Origin of the sequence: Halomonas sp. GD1P12 (genome assembly GCF_025725645.1) — a bacterium.
Classification (GTDB): Bacteria; Pseudomonadota; Gammaproteobacteria; order Pseudomonadales; family Halomonadaceae; genus Vreelandella.
This window is the reverse complement of sequence record NZ_CP107007.1, coordinates 2314437-2335504: the sequence shown is the minus strand read 5'-3', so window position 1 is coordinate 2335504 and position 21068 is coordinate 2314437. Positions and strand designations below refer to the sequence as shown.

General features: G+C 62.8%; 14 protein-coding genes. 11 read left to right on the top strand and 3 right to left on the bottom strand.

Going from position 1 to position 21068, the window contains the following annotated elements:
* The first annotated feature begins 32 nt into the window (after nucleotides 1-32).
* The 3 genes from OCT39_RS10810 to OCT39_RS10800 all read left to right on the top strand — a co-directional run bounded on the left by OCT39_RS10810 (nucleotide 33) and on the right by OCT39_RS10800 (nucleotide 6152).
* A complete protein-coding gene (locus OCT39_RS10810; protein ID WP_263584478.1) occupies nucleotides 33-1289 on the top strand; it encodes a YdgA family protein in 1257 nt (418 codons plus the stop codon).
* 139 nt (nucleotides 1290-1428) lie between these two features.
* Entirely contained in the window at nucleotides 1429-3897 is a 2469-nt protein-coding gene (gene lon / locus OCT39_RS10805) for an endopeptidase La (RefSeq protein ID WP_263584477.1), read from the top strand.
* Nucleotides 3898-4046: 149 nt separating this feature from the next.
* The gene (locus OCT39_RS10800; protein WP_263584476.1) at nucleotides 4047-6152 is read left to right on the top strand and encodes a PAS domain-containing methyl-accepting chemotaxis protein; all 2106 of its coding nucleotides are present in this window, start codon (nucleotides 4047-4049) and stop codon (nucleotides 6150-6152) included.
* Between the two features lie 603 nt (nucleotides 6153-6755).
* Here the strand turns inward: OCT39_RS10800 and nudE are convergent.
* Nucleotides 6756-7340 carry an ADP compounds hydrolase NudE gene (gene nudE, locus OCT39_RS10795; protein WP_263584475.1) on the bottom strand — a complete coding sequence of 195 codons (585 nt, stop codon included), beginning with the start codon at nucleotides 7338-7340 and terminating at the stop codon, nucleotides 6756-6758.
* Nucleotides 7341-7423: 83 nt separating this feature from the next.
* Between nudE and yrfG the strand changes: the two genes are divergently transcribed.
* The 8 genes from yrfG to rsd all read left to right on the top strand — a co-directional run bounded on the left by yrfG (nucleotide 7424) and on the right by rsd (nucleotide 16717).
* Nucleotides 7424-8101: a GMP/IMP nucleotidase gene (gene yrfG, locus OCT39_RS10790; RefSeq protein WP_263584474.1), complete on the top strand. Its 678-nt coding sequence runs from the start codon at nucleotides 7424-7426 to the stop codon at nucleotides 8099-8101.
* Entirely contained in the window at nucleotides 8101-8490 is a 390-nt protein-coding gene (locus tag OCT39_RS10785) for an RNA-binding S4 domain-containing protein (RefSeq protein ID WP_263584473.1), read from the top strand. The genes yrfG and OCT39_RS10785 overlap by 1 nt, the downstream gene beginning before the upstream one ends.
* A 74-nt stretch (nucleotides 8491-8564) precedes the next feature.
* Nucleotides 8565-9440, top strand: coding sequence for an Hsp33 family molecular chaperone HslO (gene hslO / locus OCT39_RS10780; RefSeq protein WP_263584472.1), 876 nt, complete (start codon nucleotides 8565-8567; stop codon nucleotides 9438-9440).
* Nucleotides 9441-9782: 342 nt separating this feature from the next.
* A complete protein-coding gene (locus OCT39_RS10775) occupies nucleotides 9783-11339 on the top strand; it encodes a phosphoenolpyruvate carboxykinase (RefSeq protein ID WP_263584471.1) in 1557 nt (518 codons plus the stop codon).
* 168 nt (nucleotides 11340-11507) lie between these two features.
* Nucleotides 11508-13847: a Tex family protein gene (locus OCT39_RS10770; RefSeq protein WP_263584470.1), complete on the top strand. Its 2340-nt coding sequence runs from the start codon at nucleotides 11508-11510 to the stop codon at nucleotides 13845-13847.
* A 126-nt stretch (nucleotides 13848-13973) separates the two neighbouring features.
* The gene (gene gshA, locus OCT39_RS10765; protein ID WP_263584469.1) at nucleotides 13974-15614 is read left to right on the top strand and encodes a glutamate--cysteine ligase; all 1641 of its coding nucleotides are present in this window, start codon (nucleotides 13974-13976) and stop codon (nucleotides 15612-15614) included.
* Nucleotides 15611-16111 (top strand): disulfide bond formation protein B, encoded by a 501-nt coding sequence (locus tag OCT39_RS10760; protein WP_263584468.1) that lies wholly within the window; start codon nucleotides 15611-15613, stop codon nucleotides 16109-16111. Before gshA ends, OCT39_RS10760 begins: the two co-directional genes overlap by 4 nt.
* A 129-nt stretch (nucleotides 16112-16240) precedes the next feature.
* Entirely contained in the window at nucleotides 16241-16717 is a 477-nt protein-coding gene (rsd, locus tag OCT39_RS10755; protein ID WP_263584467.1) for a sigma D regulator, read from the top strand.
* Nucleotides 16718-16809: 92 nt separating this feature from the next.
* On the opposite strand, the gene OCT39_RS10750 is transcribed toward rsd, so the two are convergent.
* Both OCT39_RS10750 and OCT39_RS10745 read right to left on the bottom strand, forming a co-directional pair.
* Entirely contained in the window at nucleotides 16810-19890 is a 3081-nt protein-coding gene (locus tag OCT39_RS10750; RefSeq protein ID WP_263584466.1) for an efflux RND transporter permease subunit, read from the bottom strand.
* The gene (locus OCT39_RS10745) at nucleotides 19891-21006 is read right to left on the bottom strand and encodes an efflux RND transporter periplasmic adaptor subunit (RefSeq protein WP_263584465.1); all 1116 of its coding nucleotides are present in this window, start codon (nucleotides 21004-21006) and stop codon (nucleotides 19891-19893) included.
* Nucleotides 21007-21068 lie beyond the last annotated feature (62 nt).

Genomic DNA, 21068 nt, shown 5'->3' with positions numbered 1-21068 from the left:
GGCGCCTGATTTCGGCTATCCAGGGAGATGGCATGCGCAAGGAACGTCTTATAGTCCCGATCATCGTCGTGGCGTCGCTCGTTTGGGCCGTCGCGCAGTTGATCTCGAGCGTTCTGTTCGAGCGCAGCCTGAGCCAGGCGCTGGAGGATCTGGAAGCGCGCGGCGAGTGGCGCGTCAGCCGCCCGGAGAGTCGCCCCGGCTGGCTCTCGTCTCAGGGACGGCTTTTGCTATCGCCGCTGCTGGGCAGGCCCTGGCAGTTGGAAGTCACCTACGATGCCCGCCACGGGCTTTTGAGTACCGACGTGCAGGGCACGCTGGTGCCGCGGCTGGGAAGCGCTTTGCAAAAGGCAGTGGGCGAGGTGTCGGCGCTGTCGCTGCCGCGCTGGCAGGGGCGCTACCATACGCTGAGCGGCAAGAGCGAGCTGCGCCTGGCGCTGGCGCCGTTCGTCATTCAGCAAAGCGGGCGCGAGCTCGATGTGCGCGGCGCGCGCCTGCGCCTGGAGGGCGTATTCGGCGACTGGCGCCTTCGCGCGCTGTTCGACCAGCTCACGCTGAGCGATGGGCCGGCCTACCTGCGCTTTGGCCCGACGGTACTGGAAAGCCGCTACACCTATATCGAAGACGCCTACCACTTCGCCCAGCGCGACCATCTTACCGTCGAATCCACCACGCTCTTTTATCCGGGATACGAGATCACCGTTGCCCCGACGGAAGTGCAAAGCCAGATGGTCCTGGATGAAAGCGAGCTGCGTCTGAAAGGGCGGCTGGCGCTGGGGGATGTGCATGTACCCAGCGAAGCGCCGGATACGCCGCTTGTGAGCGGCGAGATCGAGGCGGAGCTTTCAAGGCTCAACGCCGACGCGGTGCGTCAAATCATTCGCCGCCTGCGCCAGGAAGCCGCCTGGGGCGACCCGGAGCGGCCGATGGCCGAAGGCGTCATGGCGCGCATCGAGCCGGAGGTGCTGCAGCTTTTAAGCGACTCTCCACGCCTTGACGTGACCCGCATCCAGCTCGAGAGCCCGCTGCTGGGTATCGATGTCGCCGCCGACGGCGCGCTTTTTTTCGACGGCCGCCGCCTCGATGCGCTCCGTCTCGAGGATCTGAACGACGCCAAAACGCGCTGGCGCTGGCGCGACCGGCTCGACGGGGACTTCGTCTGGTACGACGCGCCCACGGTCGCCGCGCTCTGGCTGGGCCTGCCGTTGGGCACCCAGGAGCTGCAGTTCGACGTCATTCGCGGCAGCTGGCGGGTCAACGGACGGCCGCTGCCCGAGCTATTGCCCCAGTAACTCGCTGTTCGCTGACCGGTGCGGGGCACCCCTGGCGCGATACGGTTATCTGCCCAAGGGTTGAAGTTTCATCGCGCTGCCCACATTCCATTGAACATGCCAGACGGCGTGGCCGTCAGTCTCAGTCGATGGAGGGCGCATGAGCGACCAGGATCATGAACACGATAACGATTCACCCGTTTGGTTGACCGACGAAGACGTCGGCGATGACGATACCGCTCAGGACGACGAGCATCGCGCCGACGAACATCGCTCCGATGGCGAGCGGGTTCACTCACTCGTCTCGGCCAGCGATATGCTCCCGGAGCGCATCTACCTGCTCCCGATCCACAATCGCCCCTTCTTTCCCGCCCAGGTACAGCCGCTGGTCATCAACAAGGATCGCTGGGAAGAGACCATGCGCCGGGTCGGCAATACCCCGCACCACACGTTGGGTGTCGCCTTCGTGGGCGAGCAGGGCATCGATTCACTTCATGAGGGCGACTTTCCCGCCATCGGCACTGCGGTCAAGGTCCATAAGCTCAAAAGCGAAGACCAGCAGATTCAGTTCATCGCCCAGGGCGTGCGCCGCTTCAAGATTCAGCGCTGGCTCTCGAAAGAGCCGCCGTATCTGGTCGAAGTGAGCTACCCCAAGGAGCCGGTCGACGCCGAGGACGAAGAGACCCGCGCGTATGCCATGGCGATCATCAACGGCATCAAGGAGCTGTTGCCGATCAACCCGCTTTACGGCGAGGAGCTCAAGCACTATCTCAACCGCTTTAGCCCCAATCAGCCCGGCCCGCTGACCGACTTCGCCGCAGCGATCACCTCGGCCAAGGGCCCGGAGCTACAGGACGCGTTGGCGACCCTGCCAGTGGCGGATCGCATGCACAAGGTGCTGCCGCTTTTGCGCAAGGAGATCGATGTCGCCAGGCTGCAAAGCGAGATCAGCGAGCAGGTCAACGCGCAGATGCAGGAGCGCCAGCGCGAGTTCTTCTTGCGTGAGCAGCTCAAGGTCATCCAGCGCGAGCTGGGGATTTCCAAGGGCGACCGGGAAAACGATGTCGACACCTTCCGCGAACGCTTGAAAGCGCTCAAGGTGCCCGAGCGCGTTCAGGGCCGCATCGATGACGAGCTCGAAAAGCTCAGCGTGCTGGAAACCGGCTCGCCGGAGTACGGCACCACCCGTAACTACCTCGACTGGCTGACGTCGCTGCCCTGGGGCATCACCAGTGAAGACAAGCTGGACTTGAACCACGCCCGCCAGGTGCTCGATCGCGACCACGACGGGCTTGGGGACGTGAAGGAGCGCATCGTCGAATTTCTCGCCGAAGGTACCTTCAAGGGCGATGTCGGTGGTTCGATCGTGCTGCTGGTCGGCCCGCCCGGGGTGGGCAAGACCTCCGTGGGCCGCTCGATCGCCGAGGCTTTGGGGCGCAAGTTCTACCGCTTCTCGGTGGGCGGCATGCGCGACGAGGCCGAGATCAAGGGCCACCGGCGCACCTACGTCGGCGCGATGCCGGGCAAGCTCGTCCAAGCCTTCAAGGAGGTCGAGGTCGAAAACCCGGTGATCATGCTCGACGAGATCGACAAGCTCGGCCAGTCCTTCCAGGGTGACCCGGCCTCGGCGCTTCTGGAAGTGCTCGATCCGGAGCAGAACGTCGATTTTCTCGATCACTACCTCGACGTGCGTATGGATCTCTCGAAAGTGCTGTTCGTCTGCACCGCCAATACGCTGGACTCGATTCCGGGGCCGCTGCTGGATCGCATGGAGCAGATTCGCCTGTCCGGCTATATCGCCGAAGAGAAGATGGACATTGCCAAGCATCACCTGTGGCCGAAGCTTCTCGAGCGCAACAAACTGCCGAAAAAGCGCATCAACCTGACCGACGCCGCGCTCAAGCAGGTCATCGAAGGTTACGCCCGCGAAGCCGGGGTGCGTCAGCTCGAAAAGCAGCTTCACCGCATCGTGCGTAAGTCGACGGTAAAGCTTCTGGAGTCGCCGGAAGAGACGGTGAAAATTTCGGTCAAAAACCTCGAGGAGTTCCTCGGCGCGCCGCTGTTCCGTAAGGAGAAGGTGCTCAAGGGCCAGGGCGTGGTGACGGGCCTTGCCTGGACCTCGATGGGCGGGGCGACGCTTCCGATCGAGGCGGGCAAGGTGCATTCGCTGGACCGCGGCTTCAAGCTGACCGGAAAGCTTGGCGATGTAATGCAGGAGTCCGCCAACATCGCTTACAGCTACACGCTGGGGCACTTGAAGGAGTACGGCGCCGACCCCGAGTTCTTCGACAAGGCGTTCGTGCACCTGCACGTACCGGAAGGCGCCACACCCAAGGATGGGCCTTCTGCCGGCGTGACCATGACCACGGCGCTGTTATCGCTGGCGATCAACAAGGCGATCGACCGGCCTTTGGCGATGACCGGCGAGCTCACGCTGACCGGTCAGGTGCTGCCGGTGGGCGGCATTCGCGAGAAGGTCATCGCCGCGCGGCGCAGCGATATCTTCGAGGTGATTCTGCCCGAGCCCAACCGGCGCGATTACGATGAGCTGCCGGATTACCTGAAAGAGGGCATGACCGTTCACTTCGCCAACCGCTACAAGGACGTGGCCAATATCGTGTTCAAGTAAATAGCGCTAAAACGTTAGACTGATAACTTTAATACGCCACTCTCATTAAAAAGAGTGGCTTTTTTTATGCCTATTCGGCGAATTAAACCTTGGGAGGATCAGGATAATGCCTCAAACCCAACTTTAATAATTGTTGACGGGAATCCAAGGTGCGAAACAATCAACCTGTGACTCAAAAAGAGTACGTGCTCGGCGACGAGACCGTTTTGATTTCCCGTTCGGATCTGGAGGGAAACGTCACCTACGCCAGTGCCGCGTTCGTCGAGGTCAGCGGCTATTCCCGTGACGAGCTGATGGGCTCGCCCCATAACATGATTCGTCACCCGGACATGCCCGAGGCGGCGTTCAAGGATTTCTGGCACACCATCAAGGCAGGCAACACCTGGCAGGGCCACGTCAAGAACCGGCGCAAGAATGGCGACCACTACTGGGTGAACGCCACGGTCGCCGCGCTTCGCGATGGCGACCGTATCGTTGGCTACACCTCGGTGCGGCGCAAGGCGCAGCCTGAGGCCATCGCGCTGGCGGAAAACGTCTATTCGGAGCTTCGCGAAAAGGGCGCCTCGAGACGCTACCGCGTGAGCGGGGGTGCCATACAGCGCAAGGGTATCATGGGCCTGCTTGGCCGCTTTCAGCTTGGAAGCCTTAGAGCGCGACTGACCGGCATGGTGGTCGTGGCGATGGTGCTGCTGGGGCTTGCCGGGGCGCTTGGGGTATACGGGCTGGTCAACGCCGGCGATCGTTTGGCACGGCTCGACGACGGCGGACTTCAGTCGATCGCTAATCTACAAAGCATCGAGCGGCGGGTAAGTGAAACCGTGCAGCAGGTGGAGCCTGCCGTGCGCAACCCCCGAGGAGCGGACATTGCGGCCATCACGGCGAGCGCCCAGCAGCAGCTGGTTGAAATCGACACCCGGTGGAGCGCGTACCTGGCCGCCGAGGACGCCGCGGACACGGTCATACAAGCCTTCGATGGCACGCTGAGACAGTGGAGCGCCGCGCTGAATCAGACGATGGCAGCACTTGGCGCCGGCAGCAATTTTGCCGCTTTTGAGGCGTTCAACGATACCGCCTTGCCGGCTACCGGCACGCTTCGAGAGCTTTCGGATCAGCTCGTCGAGCAGGAACGTGCCGACGCCCAGGCGCTGGTCCAGGAGGCGCACCGCGACCGTGAGCAGATGCTCGTTGCCCAGCTGGTACTGATCGTCGTGGGGCTTTTGGCCCTGGTGGGGCTCAGCATCGTGATTCTACGCTCGATCTTCAAGGGGCTGGAAGGCGCCCGCCACATGACCTTTCAGGTGGCGGCCGGCAACCTGGCCGCGCGCGCCCAAAAGCAGGGAAGCGACGAGCTTGGCAATCTGCTCTACTCGCTGGATACGATGCGCTTTAGCCTGGCGGCGGTGGTAGGCGAGGTCGAAAGCCGCGTTTCTGTAGTGACGCCGGCGGTCGAGCAGATTGCCGAAGAGAACGACGTGCTTTCCCAACGCACCGGCCAGCAGGCGAGTTCGCTGGCGGAGACTGCCTCCAGCATGGTGCAGATGACGGCGACCGTGGCGCAAAATACCGAAAACGCGCGTCAGGCAAGCGACCTTGCCGAGCAGAACGCCGCCAGCACCCGCGACACGCGTAAACAGATGGAGCAGCTCGTCGAGCGCATGCAGCGTATCGCCGACAGCGCCGATAAAATGACCGAAATGATCGGCGTAATCGACGGTATTGCCTTCCAGACCAACATTCTCGCGCTCAACGCCTCCGTCGAGGCGGCGCGCGCCGGCGAACACGGTCGCGGCTTCGCGGTGGTGGCAAGCGAGGTGCGAAGTCTTGCCGGACGCTCCGCCGACGCCGCCCAGGAAATCCGTCGCATGATCGACAGCGCCACCGAGGAAGTCGACGGTGGTCGCACCGCGGTGCAGCAGGCGGAAAAATCGATCGAAAATGTCATGCGCCAGGTGAGTCAGGTCAGCGAGCTGATGGCGTCCATCACCAGCGCCTCCGATGAGCAGAGTAGCGGGATCAGCCAGATCAACGGCGCGATCGCGGAAATGGACAGCACGACCCAGCAAAACGCCCACAAGGTGCAGATGATCGCCGACTCCGCTGACAACCTCACCGTCGAAGTATTCGAGCTTGCCAACGTGGTCGATGCGTTCCGTTTGAAGGGCGCTCAGGAGGAGAACATCCAGGCCTCGCTCGAGAAACTTGCGCGGGTCAACCAGTCGCTGAAAAGATCGAGCCCCGCGCTTCCCGCTTACTAGACGGGCGTGCCCGGTTTGAGCCGGGCAGTAAGGGTGTGTGCCCGGTTCGAGAGATCGCTAGCTGGCGCTTGCTCCTACCAGGTTTCGTAACCCCGTGCTTTGGGACATTTTGAAGGCTTGCCGTCCCGTGTAGGAGCCCGCTTCAGCGGGCGAATGGCGCCAACAGGCGCCTTGGGTTAGGCAGGAAGCAAGCGCCTGGGTGCCCGATGCGAGAGGTCGCTAGCTGGCGCTTGCTCCTGCCAGGTTCGTAACCCTGTGCTTTGGGACATTTGAAAGCTTGCCGTCCCGTGTAGGAGCCCGCTTCAGCGGGCGAATGGCGCCAACAGGCGCCTTGGGTTAGACAGGAAGCAAGCGCCTGGGTGCCCGATGCGAGAGGTCGCTAGCTGGCGCTTGCTCCTACCAGGTTCGTAACACTGTGCTTTGGGACATTTGAAGGCTTGCCGTCCCCTGTAGGAGCCCGCTTTAGCGAGCGAATGGCGCCAACAGGCGCCTTGGGTAAAGCGGGTGCCTAAGGGCGAATGCTCGGTTCGAGAGAGCGCGAACTGTGGCTGTTCCACCCATACTCATGTTCAAAACCCGCCTGCAAAAATTGTAATGTGGGGTTTAAATCAGTTCCGTGCTGTCAAAGCGCTTTTCGTCACGCAGTTTATCGCGGGCGATGTAGAGCGCGGCGATGGCGCGGGCTTCGTGGAAATCCTCGCGCAGCAAAAGCGCGGGCAGCTCTTCGAGGGCGTGCGTTTCCACAATCAGCGGCTCGGGCTCGTCGCCGGGCAGGCGCTTTTCATACAAGTCGGTGGCCAGCACCACCTGGATACGGTGGCGCATGTAGTTCGGCGCTAAAGAGAGCTCGACCAGCGGCTCCAGCTGGTGTGCCCCGACGCCACACTCTTCCATCAGCTCGCGGTTGGCGGCGGTGAGGATGTCCTCGCCCGGGTCGACCAGTCCCTTGGGCAGCGTCAGCACGTACTCCTCGAAACCGGCGGCGTATTCGCGAATCAGCAGCACGTGATCCGGGTCCGGCATCGCGACGATCATCACGGCAGGGCGGTCGCTGCCGCTCAGGCGCTCGAAGCGGCGCTGTTCACCGTTGGAGAAGCGCAAATCCAGCGCCTCGACGTGAAAGAGCTGGCTTTTTGCCACGCTTTCGCGGCCCAGAATGTGCGGTTTGATGGGATCTTGACGGGACATGAGGCCTCCATGGCTGGACAAAACGCCGTGCGCTACAATAGCACGCTTACCGTTTCGACTGTCTCTTCAACACCGGAGTGGCCATGATTGATTGGCGCGAGATCGACACCGTCCTGCTCGATATGGACGGCACGCTGCTGGACTTGCACTTTGACAGCCACTTCTGGCTCGAGCATCTGCCCAAGCGCTACGGCGAGCTACACAAGCTCGACCAGGCCACTCAAGACACGCTCAAGGCGCGCATCATCGGCGAGCAGGGCACGCTCAACTGGTACAGTCTCGCTTACTGGAGCCGGGAGCTCGATGTCGATGTCGTGGCGCTCAAGCGCGAGATTCAGCATCTGATCGGTTTTCGCAGCGACGCGCTGGATTTTTTGACCTGGCTCAAGAACGCGCACCCCAGGGTCGTGCTGGCCACCAATGCCGACCGGGCCAGTTTAAGCCTGAAACTGCCGCTGACGGGGTTGGAAAAGTACCTCGACGCCATCATCTCATCGGAAGACGTGGGCGCGGCCAAGGAGGAGCAGGCGTTCTGGTTCGCGCTTCAAGAGCGCGAGCCGTTCGACCCGCAGCGGACGCTGTTCATCGACGACAACCCGAGCGTGCTCGAAAGCGCCCGGGAGTTCGGCATCAAGTACCTGATGGGGATCAAACAGCCCGACAGCCAGCGCCCCGAAAAAGCGCTTCAGGAGTTCGTTGCTTTGGACCGATTCGCCCAACTGCTTCCCGATGACTTACCGGCACAGCAAGGAGAGCCTTAATGAGTGATAGCGTTCGCCTGGACAAGTGGCTCTGGGCCGCGCGGTTTTTCAAGACCCGGGCACTGGCTAAAAAAGCCATCGAAGGTGGCAAGGTTCACTACGACGGCGACCGCGTGAAAACCAGCAAGAACGTGGAAGTCGGCGCGCTGATTCGCGTACCCCAGGGCTGGGACATTTACGAGGTCGAGGTGGTAAAACTCTCGGATCAGCGCCGCGGCGCCCCAGAGGCGCAAACGCTTTACGCCGAAACCGAGCAGAGCCAGGCCAGACGCGCCAAGGAGACCGAAGCGCGCCGCCTCAACAACGAGGTCATGCAGCACCCCCTGAAGCGTCCGGACAAGAAACAGCGCCGCGAGATTCAGCGTTTTCAGCGTAACCAGGGCGAGTAGCCTGAGTCCGCGTTTTTCCTCCCGCTTCACCTCCTTATTCTTTAACTTCATTTCCACTCGTTCGATGGCCTTATATGTCTGATCAGATCCAGCGTTTCATGTTCGACCAAACCAACGTGCGCGGCGAAATCGTGACCCTCGCCGACACCTACCACGAAGTGCTGAGCCGCCACGCCTACCCGGACGCGGTCAACGCGCTGCTCGGCGAGCTTCTGGCCGCCGTGGCGCTATTGACCGATACGGTCAAACTCGACGGTACGCTCAGTATCGAAGTGCGCGGCCAGGGCGATCTGTCGCTTTTGATGGCAGAATCCAACCCCGGCGGCGAGCTGCGCGCCATTGCGCGCTTGAACGAAGAGGGCGCGCTGCCCGATGACTCGGCCGGCTTTCGTGATCTGGTTGGCGAAGGCCAGATCGTCATCACGCTGGACCCGAAAGAGGGCAAGCGTTACCAGGGCATCGTGGCGCTGGAGTTCGACACGCTGGCAAAGTGCCTGGAAGCCTACTTCAGCCAGTCCGAGCAGCTGCCCACGAGGCTATGGCTCGCCGCCGACGGCGAACGCGCAGGCGGGCTTTTACTCCAGCGTCTGCCGGACGCTTCGCAGAATCAGGATATCGATGCCTGGGAGCGCAGCGTATATTTGGCCGACACGATCAAGCGAGAAGAGCTTCTAGGGCTCGAGCAGCGCGAGGTGCTCTACCGGCTCTATCACGAAGAGACGGTGCGTGTGTTCGACCCCAAGGCTCTGCGCTTTGGCTGCACCTGCTCGCGTGAGCGCATGAGCCATGCGCTTTACTCCTTGGGCGAGGCGGAGCTCAAGGATATTCTCGAAGAGCAGGGCTCGATCGAGACGCAGTGCCACTTCTGCCACACGAAATATCACTACACTGCGGCAGAAATCGAGGCGTTAATCGACGATCCCGGAAGCTCGGCGCCGGTCATTCACTGATCGTGTAGTCGCCGCGCTTTAAACGCGTTGGCTCGGTTGATCGGTGGCGGCCCAGCTAACAAGCGGCATCCACGACTAAAGACGAACGCGCGTTTGAAAAGTTACTGCAGCGCAGCACGAAAAATGCCCGAATTGTAGTAGTTTAACTACAAAAAAGGCGCGCCAAGCCCCCGTTTGACGGGGGCTTTCTTTTTGCCATAATGCGCCGGTCTTCAGCGCTCGGCCCGCTCGTTGAGCGGCTACGCGACTCCCCAAGCGCACGACCCAGCCCTCGTCGGCTGTGTATCGAGCACTCGCGCCGAGCATTCATACCGAGAATCGGCCCCTGGCCCAGGAACTGACATGACCACGACTCAAGCCGCTCCCAACGCCCACATCAACCTTGGCAGCGCCGAACTGATCGAGCGCGCCGTGGCCCGGGGCGAAGGCCGCCTCTCGGCGGACGGCGCCCTGGTCGTCAACACCGGCGAGCGCACCGGCCGCTCGCCCAAGGACCGCTTCATCGTCGATGAGCCGACCACCCGTGATGACATCGACTGGGGCAGCGTCAACCGTCCCTTCGATGCCGACAAGTTCGACGCGCTCTGGGCGCGGGTGGAAGAGTACCTGGGCGGTGACGAGCACTTCGTCGCCGAGCTTCACGTGGGCAGCGACACCACCCACTATCTGCCGGTACGCATTACCACCGAAACCGCCTGGCAGAACCTGTTTGGCCGCACCATGTTCGTTCGCCCCACCGCCTACAACCCGGCGGGCAAGGAGGCCTGGACGATTCTCAACGCCGCAGGCTTCGAGTGCGACCCGAGCCGCGACGGTACCAACTCCGACGGCACCGTGATCATCAATTTCGCCCAGAAGAAGGTGCTGATCGCCGGCATGCGCTACGCCGGTGAAATGAAAAAGGCGATGTTCTCGGTGCAGAACTTCCTGCTGCCGGCCTCCGACGTGCTGCCGATGCACTGCTCGGCCAACGTGGGCGAGGATGGCGAGACGTGCCTGTTCTTCGGCCTTTCCGGTACCGGCAAGACCACGCTCTCCGCCGACCAGGGCCGCTACCTGATCGGCGACGACGAGCACGCCTGGGGCGACGACATCGTCTTCAACATGGAAGGCGGCTGCTACGCCAAGTGCATCGATCTCTCCGAGAAGAACGAGCCGGTGATCTGGAACGCCATCAAGTTCGGCACCGTGCTCGAAAACGTGGTGCTCGATGACCGCCGCACGCCTGACTATGCCGACGACAGCCTGACCCAGAACTCCCGCGCCGCCTACCCGCTGGAGCACGTTGAGAAGCGCGTGCCGGAGAATCTGGCCGGTGAGCCGAGCGCCATCGTGTTTCTGACTTGCGACATGTCCGGGGTGCTGCCGCCGGTATCAGTCCTCTCCAAGGAAGCCGCGGCGTACCACTTCCTTTCCGGCTACACCGCCAAGGTCGGCTCGACCGAGATGGGGTCCTCTGAGGGCCTGGCCGCGACGTTCTCCACTTGCTTCGGTGCACCGTTCTTCCCGCGTCCGGCGCGTGAATACGCCGATCTTCTGATCAAGCGCGTCGAGAAGAAGGACGCTCAGGTCTATCTGGTCAACACCGGTTGGACCGGCGGTGCCTATGGCGAGGGCGGTTCGCGCTTCTCGATCCCGACCACCCGCGCGATCATCAGTGCGATTCAGTCCGGTGTGCTGCGCGATATCGAAACCCGCCACATCGACGGCTTGAATCTCGCCGTGCCTACCGCCGTTCCCGGCGTCGACTCGAGCCTTCTGAACCCGCGCGACACCTGGGAAGATCAGAGCGCCTTCGATCGCCACCAGCAGGAACTCGCCACCAAGTTCGTCGAAAACTTCAAGAAGTTCGAAGGCGTGGACGAGGCGATCATCAAGGCCGGCCCGCAGCTGACCTGATCGATGTGAGGTAGCGGTGTTGAGGTAGAAAAGGGGCAGCGCGCAGGCGCTGCCCCTTCTCGTTGGGCGCTTGAGAAGCCTTGCTCAGCGGCGCGACATTTCATGCCAGCGCCATGGCTTTGTGATACCGTGTCGGCATTTAAAAGCCGGCATGAGTTAGTGGCACGTATGGATGTGAATCAACGGATTATTTCGCGCCTGGCCGACGAGCTCGGCGTGAAAACGCAGCAGGTCAGCGCCACGGTGGCGCTGTTGGACGAAGGCGCGACGGTTCCCTTTATCGCCCGCTACCGCAAGGAAGTCACCGGGGCGCTGGACGACAGCCAGCTTCGAAATCTCGACGAGCGGCTTCGCTACCTGCGCGAGCTTGAGGAGCGCCGAGCCGCGGTGATCAGTGCCATCGATGAGCAGGGTAAGCTCGATGGCCCGCTGAAAGCGCGCATCGACGCCGCTGACACCAAGCAGCGCTTGGAAGACTTGTACCTGCCGTTCAAGAAAAAGCGGCGCACCAAGGCGCAGATCGCCCGCGAAGCCGGGCTCGAGCCGCTGGCAAACGCGCTGCTGGCCGACCCGACCCTCGATCCCGAGCGAGAGGCGCAGGGCTATCTGCGCGCCGCCGAGGGCGACACGCCGGCCATCGAAGACGCCAAGGCCGCACTCGACGGCGCCAAGCAGATTCTCATGGAGCGCTTCGCCGAGGACCCGGAGCTGATCGGCCGGCTGCGTGAGCGGCTCTGGGACGAGGGCGAGCTGAGCGCGCGAATGTTGGACGGCAAGGCCAACGAAGGTGCCAAGTTCTCGGATTACTTCGAGCACGACGAAAAACTGGCAAAAGTGCCTTCACACCGGGCGCTGGCGATGTTTCGCGGGCGCAACGAAGGCGTGCTGAGCCTGGCCATTCGCCTGCCGGGTGAGGAGGAGGCGCCGGTGCACCCGGCCCAGGTCGCCATCGCCAAACAGGTCGGCGTTCGTGACGAAGGGCGCGCGGCGGACAAGTGGCTGATGGAAGTAGTCCGCTGGACCTGGCGGGTGAAGCTCTACACGGCGCTGGAGACCGAGCTTCTGGGCCGGCTTCGCGAGCAGGCCGAGCAGACCGCCATCGACGTGTTCGCCGCCAACCTCAAGGACTTGCTGTTGGCCGCCCCGGCGGGCCAGAAGGTCACGCTGGCGCTGGACCCGGGCCTGCGCACCGGCTGCAAGGTCGCGGTGGTGGACGCCACGGGCCAGTTCGTCGACCAGGCCACCGTCTATCCTCACGCGCCGCAAAACCGCTGGGATGAGTCGCTTTCCGAACTCACTAAACTGATCAAGCGCCATAACGTCGAGCTGATCGCCGTGGGTAACGGCACCGCCAGCCGCGAAACCGACAAGCTCGCCGGCGAGTTGGTGAAAGCCCTGGCCCCGGAGCAGCGCCTGAGCAAGGTGATGGTGTCCGAGGCGGGCGCTTCGGTCTATTCGGCCTCCGAGTACGCCTCCCGCGAGCTTCCGGATCTCGACGTCACCGTGCGCGGCGCGGTCTCCATCGCCCGGCGCCTGCAGGACCCGCTCGCGGAGCTGGTGAAGATCGAGCCGAAGTCGATCGGCGTGGGCCAGTACCAGCACGACGTGTCTCAGGTTCAGCTTTCCAGAAGCCTGGAGGCCGTGATCGAGGACTGCGTGAACGCGGTCGGGGTGGATCTCAATACCGCCTCCAGCGCGCTTTTATCGCGCGTGGCGGGGCTCTCGGCGGTGATCGCCGAGAACATCGTCGCCCAGCGTAATCAGCACGGGGCGTTCAAGAGCCGCAAGGCGCTTCTGGACGTCAGCCGGCTGGGGCCGAAAACCTTCGAGCAGTGCGCCGGCTTTCTGCGTATTCACGACGCCGAGAACCCGCTGGATGCAAGCGGCGTTCACCCGGAAGCCTACCCGGTGGTCGAGCGCATCGCGCGCGAAAGCGGGCGAGAGGTGAAGGGCCTGATCGGCGATAGCCAGACGCTCAAGGGGCTGAACCCGGCGACGTTCGCCGACGAGCGCTTCGGCGTGCCGACGATCAGCGACATCTTCAAGGAGCTGGACAAGCCCGGCCGCGACCCGCGCCCGGAGTTCAAGGCCGCGGAGTTCCGTGAAGGCGTCGAGAAACTCAGCGACCTGCGCCTTGCCATGGTGCTCGAAGGCACGGTCACCAACGTCACCCACTTCGGCGCGTTCGTGGATATCGGCGTGCACCAGGATGGGCTGGTGCATATCTCGGCGCTGTCGGATAAGTACGTCGAAGACCCCAGAACCGTCGTGAAGGCCGGCGATATCGTCACGGTGAAAGTGATGAGCGTGGATATACCGCGCAAGCGCGTGGGCCTCTCCATGCGGCTAAGCGATGAAATCGAAAGCGAAGGGGTTGGGAGCGAGACGCGCGATAAAAAAGCTTCGAGGGCGCCAAAAGGCGGGCGCAATCAACGCGATAAGCCCGCCGCTGAGAGCTCGATGGGCGCGCTGGGGGCGGCGCTTTTGAAAGCGAAGCAGGGCAAATAGTCGCGCGCCTTGAATAATTCGCGCATCGCGCCATATTCTTGGTGCTATTGAGGGCTAGCCTGATGGCAATACCCGTAGACTTTACCAGGGCCCGATCCAAGGCCCTTTCGACAAGGAGTGTTCGTTTTGGCTGAGCCACTCACTGTGCCTACCTCGCTGACCGCCCAGATCGAGCGCCTGCTGCCAAGCGCACGTTTGGGCCGGTTGGGGCGGCTGCGGCGTGGACTGGAAAAAGAAGGGCTGCGGGTCGACAAAGCGGGTCATATCGCCCAGACGCCGCACCCGGCCGGGCTTGGCTCGAAGCTGACCCACCCGCACATCACCACCGACTACTCCGAATCGCTTCTGGAGTACATCACGCCGGTTTATACCGAGCCGCGTGAGGCGCTGGCGTTTTTATCCGATCTGCATACCTTTACCTACCAGCATCTGGACGACGAATGGATCTGGCCGGGCAGCATGCCGTCCAGGCTCTCGGGTAACGACAGCGTTCCCATTGCCGATTACGGCACCTCGAACGTCGGCACGATGAAGCATGTCTATCGCAAGGGGCTGGACGTGCGCTACGGGCGTATCATGCAGGCCATTGCCGGTGTGCACTACAACGTATCGCTGCCCGAGGACATGTGGCACGCGCTGCGCGAGCTCGAGAAAGCGACGAACATTCCGTTCAACGACTACCGCTCGACGCGCTACTTCGGCATGATCCGCCACTTCCGCCGTCATAGCTGGCTGCTCTTGTACCTGTTCGGCGCGTCACCTGCGATCGACAAGAGCTTTTTGCCGGAGGGCAAGGTGCCGGAGAAGCTGGCCCCGCTCGGTGACGATACCTATTTCGCCGAGTACGCCACGACGCTTCGAATGTCGGATCTCGGCTACCAGAACAAGGTGCAGGAGCAACTCAAGATCTGCTTCAACTCGCTGTCGAACTACGTCAATACGCTGCGCCACGCGATCTCCTCGCCCTGGCCAGACTACGAAAAGCTTGGCGTGAACGTCGATGGCGAGTGGCGCCAGCTCAATGCCAATATCCTGCAGATCGAGAACGAGTACTACAGCGACATCCGCCCCAAGCGGGTCGCCAAACACAACGAAACGCCGAGCCAGGCGCTCGAGGCGCGCGGCGTCGAGTACATCGAGGTACGCTGTCTGGATTTGAACCCCTTCGATGCCCTCGGCGTGACCGAAGACCAGATGCGCTTCGTCGACGTGTTCCTGCTGTGGTGTTTGCTCAGCGACAGCCCTTGGATTTCCGACGAGGAGTGCGACCGCCTTGACGATAACCGCCGGCTGGTGGTCGAGCGCGGCCGCGACCCGGCGCTAACGCTGACGCGCGATGGGGAAGCGATTTCTTTACCCGCCTGGGGCGAGCAGATTTTCGCCGAGATGGGCGAGGTAGCCCGCCTGCTCGACGCGGTGGAGGAAAACGCCCCGCATCAGGCCGCGCTGGATGCGCTGGCACCCCGGCTGCAAAACCCCGAGCTCACGCCGTCAGGCCAGCTTTTAGCGCGCTTGAAAGAGGGTAGCGGCTCTCTCAGCGATACGCTGCTGGCACTTGCAAAAGAGCAGAAACAGGCGCTGGATTCGAGCCGCATGCTGCGTTCGCGCGAGGCGCTGCTGGATCAGTTGATCGAGACCTCGCACCAGCAGCAGCGCGATATCGAAGCCGCTGACACCGAACCCTTTAGCGACTTCATCGATCACTACTTCACCAAAGCCCGTGAAATGCGAAGCTTTTCGTCCATTACGTCCGAGGAACTGGAATGACCCCCACCTTCATTCGGCCCACTGCCTGGGCCGGTGTGGCTTTTTGCGTGCTCATGATGACCGTGGCGCTGATGCTGGAGCACGTGGCGGGGCTTGAGCCCTGCCCACTGTGCATTTTTCAGCGGGTGGCGGTGATCGCCGCGGGGCTAGTGCTGCTGCTGGCGGCGCTACACAACCCGAAAGGCGCGGTAGGCAAAAGCGTGTACGGCGTGCTGGGGCTTGCCGCCGTGGGTACCGGGGCGTTCATCGCCGGGCGCCACGTTTGGCTTCAAACGCTTCCGCCCAGTGAAGTGCCCTCCTGCGGGCCGGGGCTCGACTACATGATGGACATTCTGCCAATGCAGGAGGTCGTCTCCATGGTGCTCACCGGCTCTGGCGAGTGTGCCAATATCGACTTCACCTTTTTGGGGCTATCGCTACCTGCTTGGACGCTCATCGGCTTTCTGATCCTCGCTATCGCGCCGCTGCGCATGCTGTGGCTGGCCTATAAGCGTTAAAATGGCTTTTGAGCACCATTTTATTGATGGGTGCTGGGGGATGAAATTACTACGCAGCGTGATTGACTTGCCTTGTAGGAAAGGTGAGTCTCTAGATCTGACTCAATGGCTACGGGCAAGGAGAACGCCATGCTGGAGAATTGCAAGAATGCCCAGGAGCGATGGGGCGGAGTGCACAGCCTGATCGATCGTTGGCTGGAGCAGCGCAGAACCTTTTTGATCAGTTTCATCGAGCTAAAGGAAGCGTGCGACTCGGAACTCGAGGCGGTCAGCAAGCCGCGCATCGACACGTTCAGCGAGCTATTGATGGATTACATCAGTGCCGGGCATTTTGAGATTTACCCGGAGCTTGCCCGCGAAGCCAAGGCTTTCGAGGACGATAGCGCCCTGGAGATCGCCAGCAAGCTGCTGGAGCGTCTGGAAATGTCGACTGCCATGGTGCTGGAATTCGATGAAGACTTCACCACCGTCGAGCACTGCCAGACGAATCTCAACCGGCTACCCGCCTGGCTCGACCGCTTGGCCAAGGGGCTGGCAGAGCGCTTTGCGCTGGAAGACCAGCTCATCGCGCGCATGCACGCCGCCCACAGCCCGCAAAATGCCTGAGGGCCGTTAACGGCCCGACCCTTCTGTTTACAGGCGCTGCCCCGTAGTGCCTGCTCTCTCTAGTCTTTGTCCAAGCGCATCACACTGACCGCTTACGCCCTTTGATCCCGCTTGCGCAGCCGGCCGCCGATGACCAGCATGCAGGGGGTCAAGAGCAGGGTGAGCAGGGTGGCGAAGGTGAGCCCGCCGGCGATCGCGCTCGACATCTGTGTCCACCACTGCGCCGAGGGCGCGTTGAACCCAAGTGCCGGGGCGAAAAGGTTGACGTTGATGCCCAGCACCATCGGTAAAAGCCCGAGTACCGTGGTGATCGCCGTGAGCAGTACCGGGCGCAGACGCAAGCAGCCCGCTTCCAGCGCCGCCTCTCCGGGGGCCATGCCCTGACCGCGCAGCTCGTTATAGGTATCGATCAACACGATATTGTTGTTCACCACGATGCCGGCGAGGGCGATCACGCCCATGCCGACCATGACGATGCCGAAGGCCTGGCCGGTGATCAGAAGTCCCATCAGTACGCCCGCGGTGGAGAAGACGATCGCGGAGAGCACCAGCGCGGCCTGGTAGTAGCTGTTGAACTGGGTGACCATGATCAGCGCCATCAGGCCGATGGCCACGAGAAACGCGCTCACGAGAAACTGCATCGACTCCTGCTGGTCTTCCTGCTCCCCGGCCACATTGACCATCAAGCCCTCCGGCAGCTCATTCTGGGCCTCGTTCATCAGCGCGCCCAGGCGCTCGTCGGCGAGATAGCCCGGCGCCAGGTCCGCCTCCAGCGTGATGGCGCGGCGGCCGTCGATACGGTTGAGCGTGCCGACCTTCGGCGCCGGGGAAATCGTCACGAAATTCGAGATGGGCACCTGACCGCGCTGGGTGTTGATACTCAGGCGACCGAGCTGGTCCAGTGTGCGGTAGCGCTCCGGCATGCGCAGGCGAATGTCCACCTCGTCGCTGACCGTCGGTGGGCGGTAGCTTGCGACCTGAAGGCCGGTCGTCAATAGCTGTACGGCGCTGCCGATGGTGGTGATGTCGGTGCCCATACGCGCGGCGGCTTCGCGGTCCACGTCGATCTGCCACTCCACGCCTGGCAGGCTGCGGTTATCCTGAATATTGGTGAAGCCGCCCAGGCGCTGCATCAGCTCACGTAGCTGGTCCACCCCCGCATCGGCGATATCCGGGTCGGCGGCGCTGATCTCGAGCACGATAGGCTTGCCGCCGCCGGGGCCCTGTTCCTGCTCCTGGAACTCCAGCGTAATGCCGGGGAGGTCGCGGGTGCGCTCGGCCATTTCGTTCAAAATGGTGCGCGCCGGGCGGCGCGCGTACCAGTCGATGAACTGGAACTGCAGCACGCCGACCACGTCGTCGCCCATCTGATCATCGGCCACGAACGAGCGCGCGTAGAGCGCTTCGACTTCGCTCATGGTGCCAAGGCGCGCTTCCACGCGCTGAAGAATCGCATCCGCTTCATGCACCGAGAAGTCGCCCCGCGCGTGCACCAGTACCTGAGCGCTGTCCGGCTCGACGTTGGGGAAGAAGTCGACGCCATGATTGAAGCGAGCATAGCCGGTGTATAAAAGCGCGATGACGAGTAGCGCCAGCGCCAGCACCCAGCCCGGGCGCGCGAGAAGCCTCGACAGCACGCGCCGGTAGCCGCGGCCAAGCGCGGTCGTTTGCCCAAGCGCGGCGGTTTGGCTGGCCGGGTCGCTCACCTGCCGGGTAAAAAGGCGGCCAAGCGTGGGGAGAAAGATGAGCGCCATGGCAAGCGATGCCAGCAGGCAAAGGATCACCGTGGCGGGCAAGTATTTCATGAACTGGCCCACTACGCCTGGCCAGAACAGCAGCGGCAGAAAGACCGCAAGCGTGGTGGCCGTCGAGGCGATGACCGGCCAGCTCATTCTGGAGGCGGCATCGAGCCAGGCATCGAACGGCGCCTTGCCTTCGCGCAGGTAGCGATCCGCCAGCTCGCTGACCACGATGGCGCCATCCACCAGCATGCCCGCCACCAGAATCAGCGCAAACAGCACCACGATGTTGAGCGTGAACCCGAACGCCCACACCAGCATGATGCCGGTCAAAAACGCCCCGGGAATGGTTAGCCCCACCAGCAGCGCCATGCGCAGCCCCATAACGGCGACCACCACGATCAACACCAGCACCACGGCGGTCAGGACGTTGTTCAAAAGCTCCGAGAGCATGTCGGCGACGGTGGCCGACTCGTCCAGAATGGTGGTCACGTGGAGCTGCTCGGGTAAGAACTCACTCGCCTGGTCGAAGCGCTCGCGCACCGCATCGATGGTTTCGATGATGTTGGCGCCGGCGCGCTTGGAAATTTCCAACACCACCGCGGGCTCGCCGTCGATGCGTGCAAAGCCCGTCGGGTCCTTGAACGTGGGGTGAATCCAGGAGACGTCGCCAAAGGTCACGACTCGGTCGCCGTCGATCTTGACGGGCATGTTCATGACGTCTTCGAGCCAGGTGATCACGCCGGGCACCTTGAGCGCCAGCCGTCCGGCGCCTGTATCGAGGCTGCCCGCCGCCACCAGCCGGTTATTGCGCGAGACCTGGTTGAACAGCGCGTCGAAATCGATGCCGTAGCTCTCCAGCACCAGCGGGTCGACCACGATCTCCAGTAGATCCTCCTGCTCGCCGGCGATCTCGACTTCGAGCACGTTGGCCACACCTTCGATCTCTTCTTTCAAACGCCTTGCAATGGCAATACGCTCACGGGTGTCGAGCTGACCGGAAAGCCCGATGCTGAGCACCGGAAACTCGGAAACGTTGACCTCCATGACGCGCGGCTCGTCAGCTTCCTCCGGTATTTCCGCCCGGGCGATATCGACCCGCTCGCGCACGTCCGAAAGCGCCGTATTCGGGTCGAAGCCCGGGTCGAACTCCAGCGTCACCGAGGCGTGGCCTTCGCTGGACTGCGCGGTGAACTTGCGCAGCCCTTCGATGCCTCGAAGTTCCTGCTCCATGGGGCGTACCAGCAGCCGCTCGCCGTCCTCGGGGCTGACGCCTTCCAGCGTCAGCGAGACGTAGATCAGCGGAATGGTAACGTCCGGGTTCGCTTCCTTGGGAATCACCTGCCAGGCCGTGACGCCCGCAAGGAGCAGCCCCATCAGCAGTAGCAGCGTGGTGCGGGTATGGGTGAGCGCGGCATGAATCAGCGTGCGCATTCAGGAACCCGCCGCGATGGTGCCGGTGGCCGGCGCGCGCTGGTCGGTATCCTCCACGCGCACTGGCGTGACCGTTTCGCCCGGCTCGACCAGCCCGGCGCCCAGCGTGATCAGCTCCAGCGTCTCGGGTAGCCCCGCCACAAAAGCGCTTTGTAGCGTGGCACTGAGCAGTGTCACCGGCGTCTGTACGACGGTGTCGTTTTCCCCCAGATGCTTGACCGAGAGTTCGCCGTTGTCGTCCAGGCTCAAAAGAGCCGGCGACAGTGCGTGGGCCTGGCGCGGCGGCAGGGTCAGGGTGAACTCGGCGCTGCTGCCGGCCAGGCGCTTGCGCTCGGGGTTGTCCAGCGTCACTTCCATGTAGAACGAACGGGTCTGCTCTTCGGCGCGGCTGCTGATAAAGGCCACCTCGCCCTCGAGCGACTCACCGCTCAATAGCCGCGCAGTGACCGGCAGCCCCACGCTTAGCCGATTGATCTGCTGCTGGGAGACCCAGGCCGTTCCGGTCAGCGTGCGGTCGTCGATCAGCCGGCCCCACTCTTCGCCCGGCTGGAGCAAATCGCCTAGTTCGACCTGTACGCGATCGAGTACGCCTGCAAAAGGTGCGGTGGGGCGGGTGTCGGCCAGTTCACGTTCGAGCTGGGCCACCTGCGCGGTATTGGCGCTGACCCCGCTTTGCAGGCGCAGAAGGTCCGGCTGGGAGATGAAATTGCGCTGGCGCAGATCCTGGGCGCCGGCGTACTCGGCCTCGGCCACGGCGAGCTCGGCGCGGGCCTGGCGCAAGCGCTCCGGCAGGGCCTGGTTGTCCAACACTAAAAGCGTCTCACCCGATCTGACCGCGTCGCCCTGAGCGACGGGTTTCTCCACCACGTAGCCCGCGACGTTGGCGCGCAAAAGCGCCTCCTGACGCGCTTCGAGCTGGCCCTGGAATACTTCCTGCGGAACGTAAGGCGTGCTTTGCTGGCGGGTGACTTCCACCCGCGGCGCCTGTACGTCTTGCTCGGCGGCGGCGTCCGGCGGGGCACTTTGAAAGCGCTGAAAATCGCCAAACGCCAACCAAACGGTCAGCGCCAGCACGAATAAAAGCGCCAGCGCGTAGGAGAAGGGAATTCGTCGCATGGGTAGGGTCGGTCTCGATATCAAACAGGCGTTGGAATTGGCTCTTACCATAGCGTACTCGC

What these genes read in the sequence shown, in the direction of transcription:
- OCT39_RS10750 (WP_263584466.1), bottom strand. Translation starts at nt 19,890, where the DNA reads ATGCGCACGCTGATTCATGCCGCGCTCACCCATACCCGCACCACGCTG.
- nudE (WP_263584475.1), bottom strand. Translation starts at nt 7,340, where the DNA reads ATGTCCCGTCAAGATCCCATCAAACCGCACATTCTGGGCCGCGAAAGC.
- yrfG (WP_263584474.1), top strand. Translation starts at nt 7,424, where the DNA reads ATGATTGATTGGCGCGAGATCGACACCGTCCTGCTCGATATGGACGGC.
- OCT39_RS10770 (WP_263584470.1), top strand. Translation starts at nt 11,508, where the DNA reads ATGGATGTGAATCAACGGATTATTTCGCGCCTGGCCGACGAGCTCGGC.
- OCT39_RS10810 (WP_263584478.1), top strand. Translation starts at nt 33, where the DNA reads ATGCGCAAGGAACGTCTTATAGTCCCGATCATCGTCGTGGCGTCGCTC.
- rsd (WP_263584467.1), top strand. Translation starts at nt 16,241, where the DNA reads ATGCTGGAGAATTGCAAGAATGCCCAGGAGCGATGGGGCGGAGTGCAC.
- OCT39_RS10760 (WP_263584468.1), top strand. Translation starts at nt 15,611, where the DNA reads ATGACCCCCACCTTCATTCGGCCCACTGCCTGGGCCGGTGTGGCTTTT.
- hslO (WP_263584472.1), top strand. Translation starts at nt 8,565, where the DNA reads ATGTCTGATCAGATCCAGCGTTTCATGTTCGACCAAACCAACGTGCGC.
- OCT39_RS10785 (WP_263584473.1), top strand. Translation starts at nt 8,101, where the DNA reads ATGAGTGATAGCGTTCGCCTGGACAAGTGGCTCTGGGCCGCGCGGTTT.
- OCT39_RS10745 (WP_263584465.1), bottom strand. Translation starts at nt 21,006, where the DNA reads ATGCGACGAATTCCCTTCTCCTACGCGCTGGCGCTTTTATTCGTGCTG.
- OCT39_RS10775 (WP_263584471.1), top strand. Translation starts at nt 9,783, where the DNA reads ATGACCACGACTCAAGCCGCTCCCAACGCCCACATCAACCTTGGCAGC.
- lon (WP_263584477.1), top strand. Translation starts at nt 1,429, where the DNA reads ATGAGCGACCAGGATCATGAACACGATAACGATTCACCCGTTTGGTTG.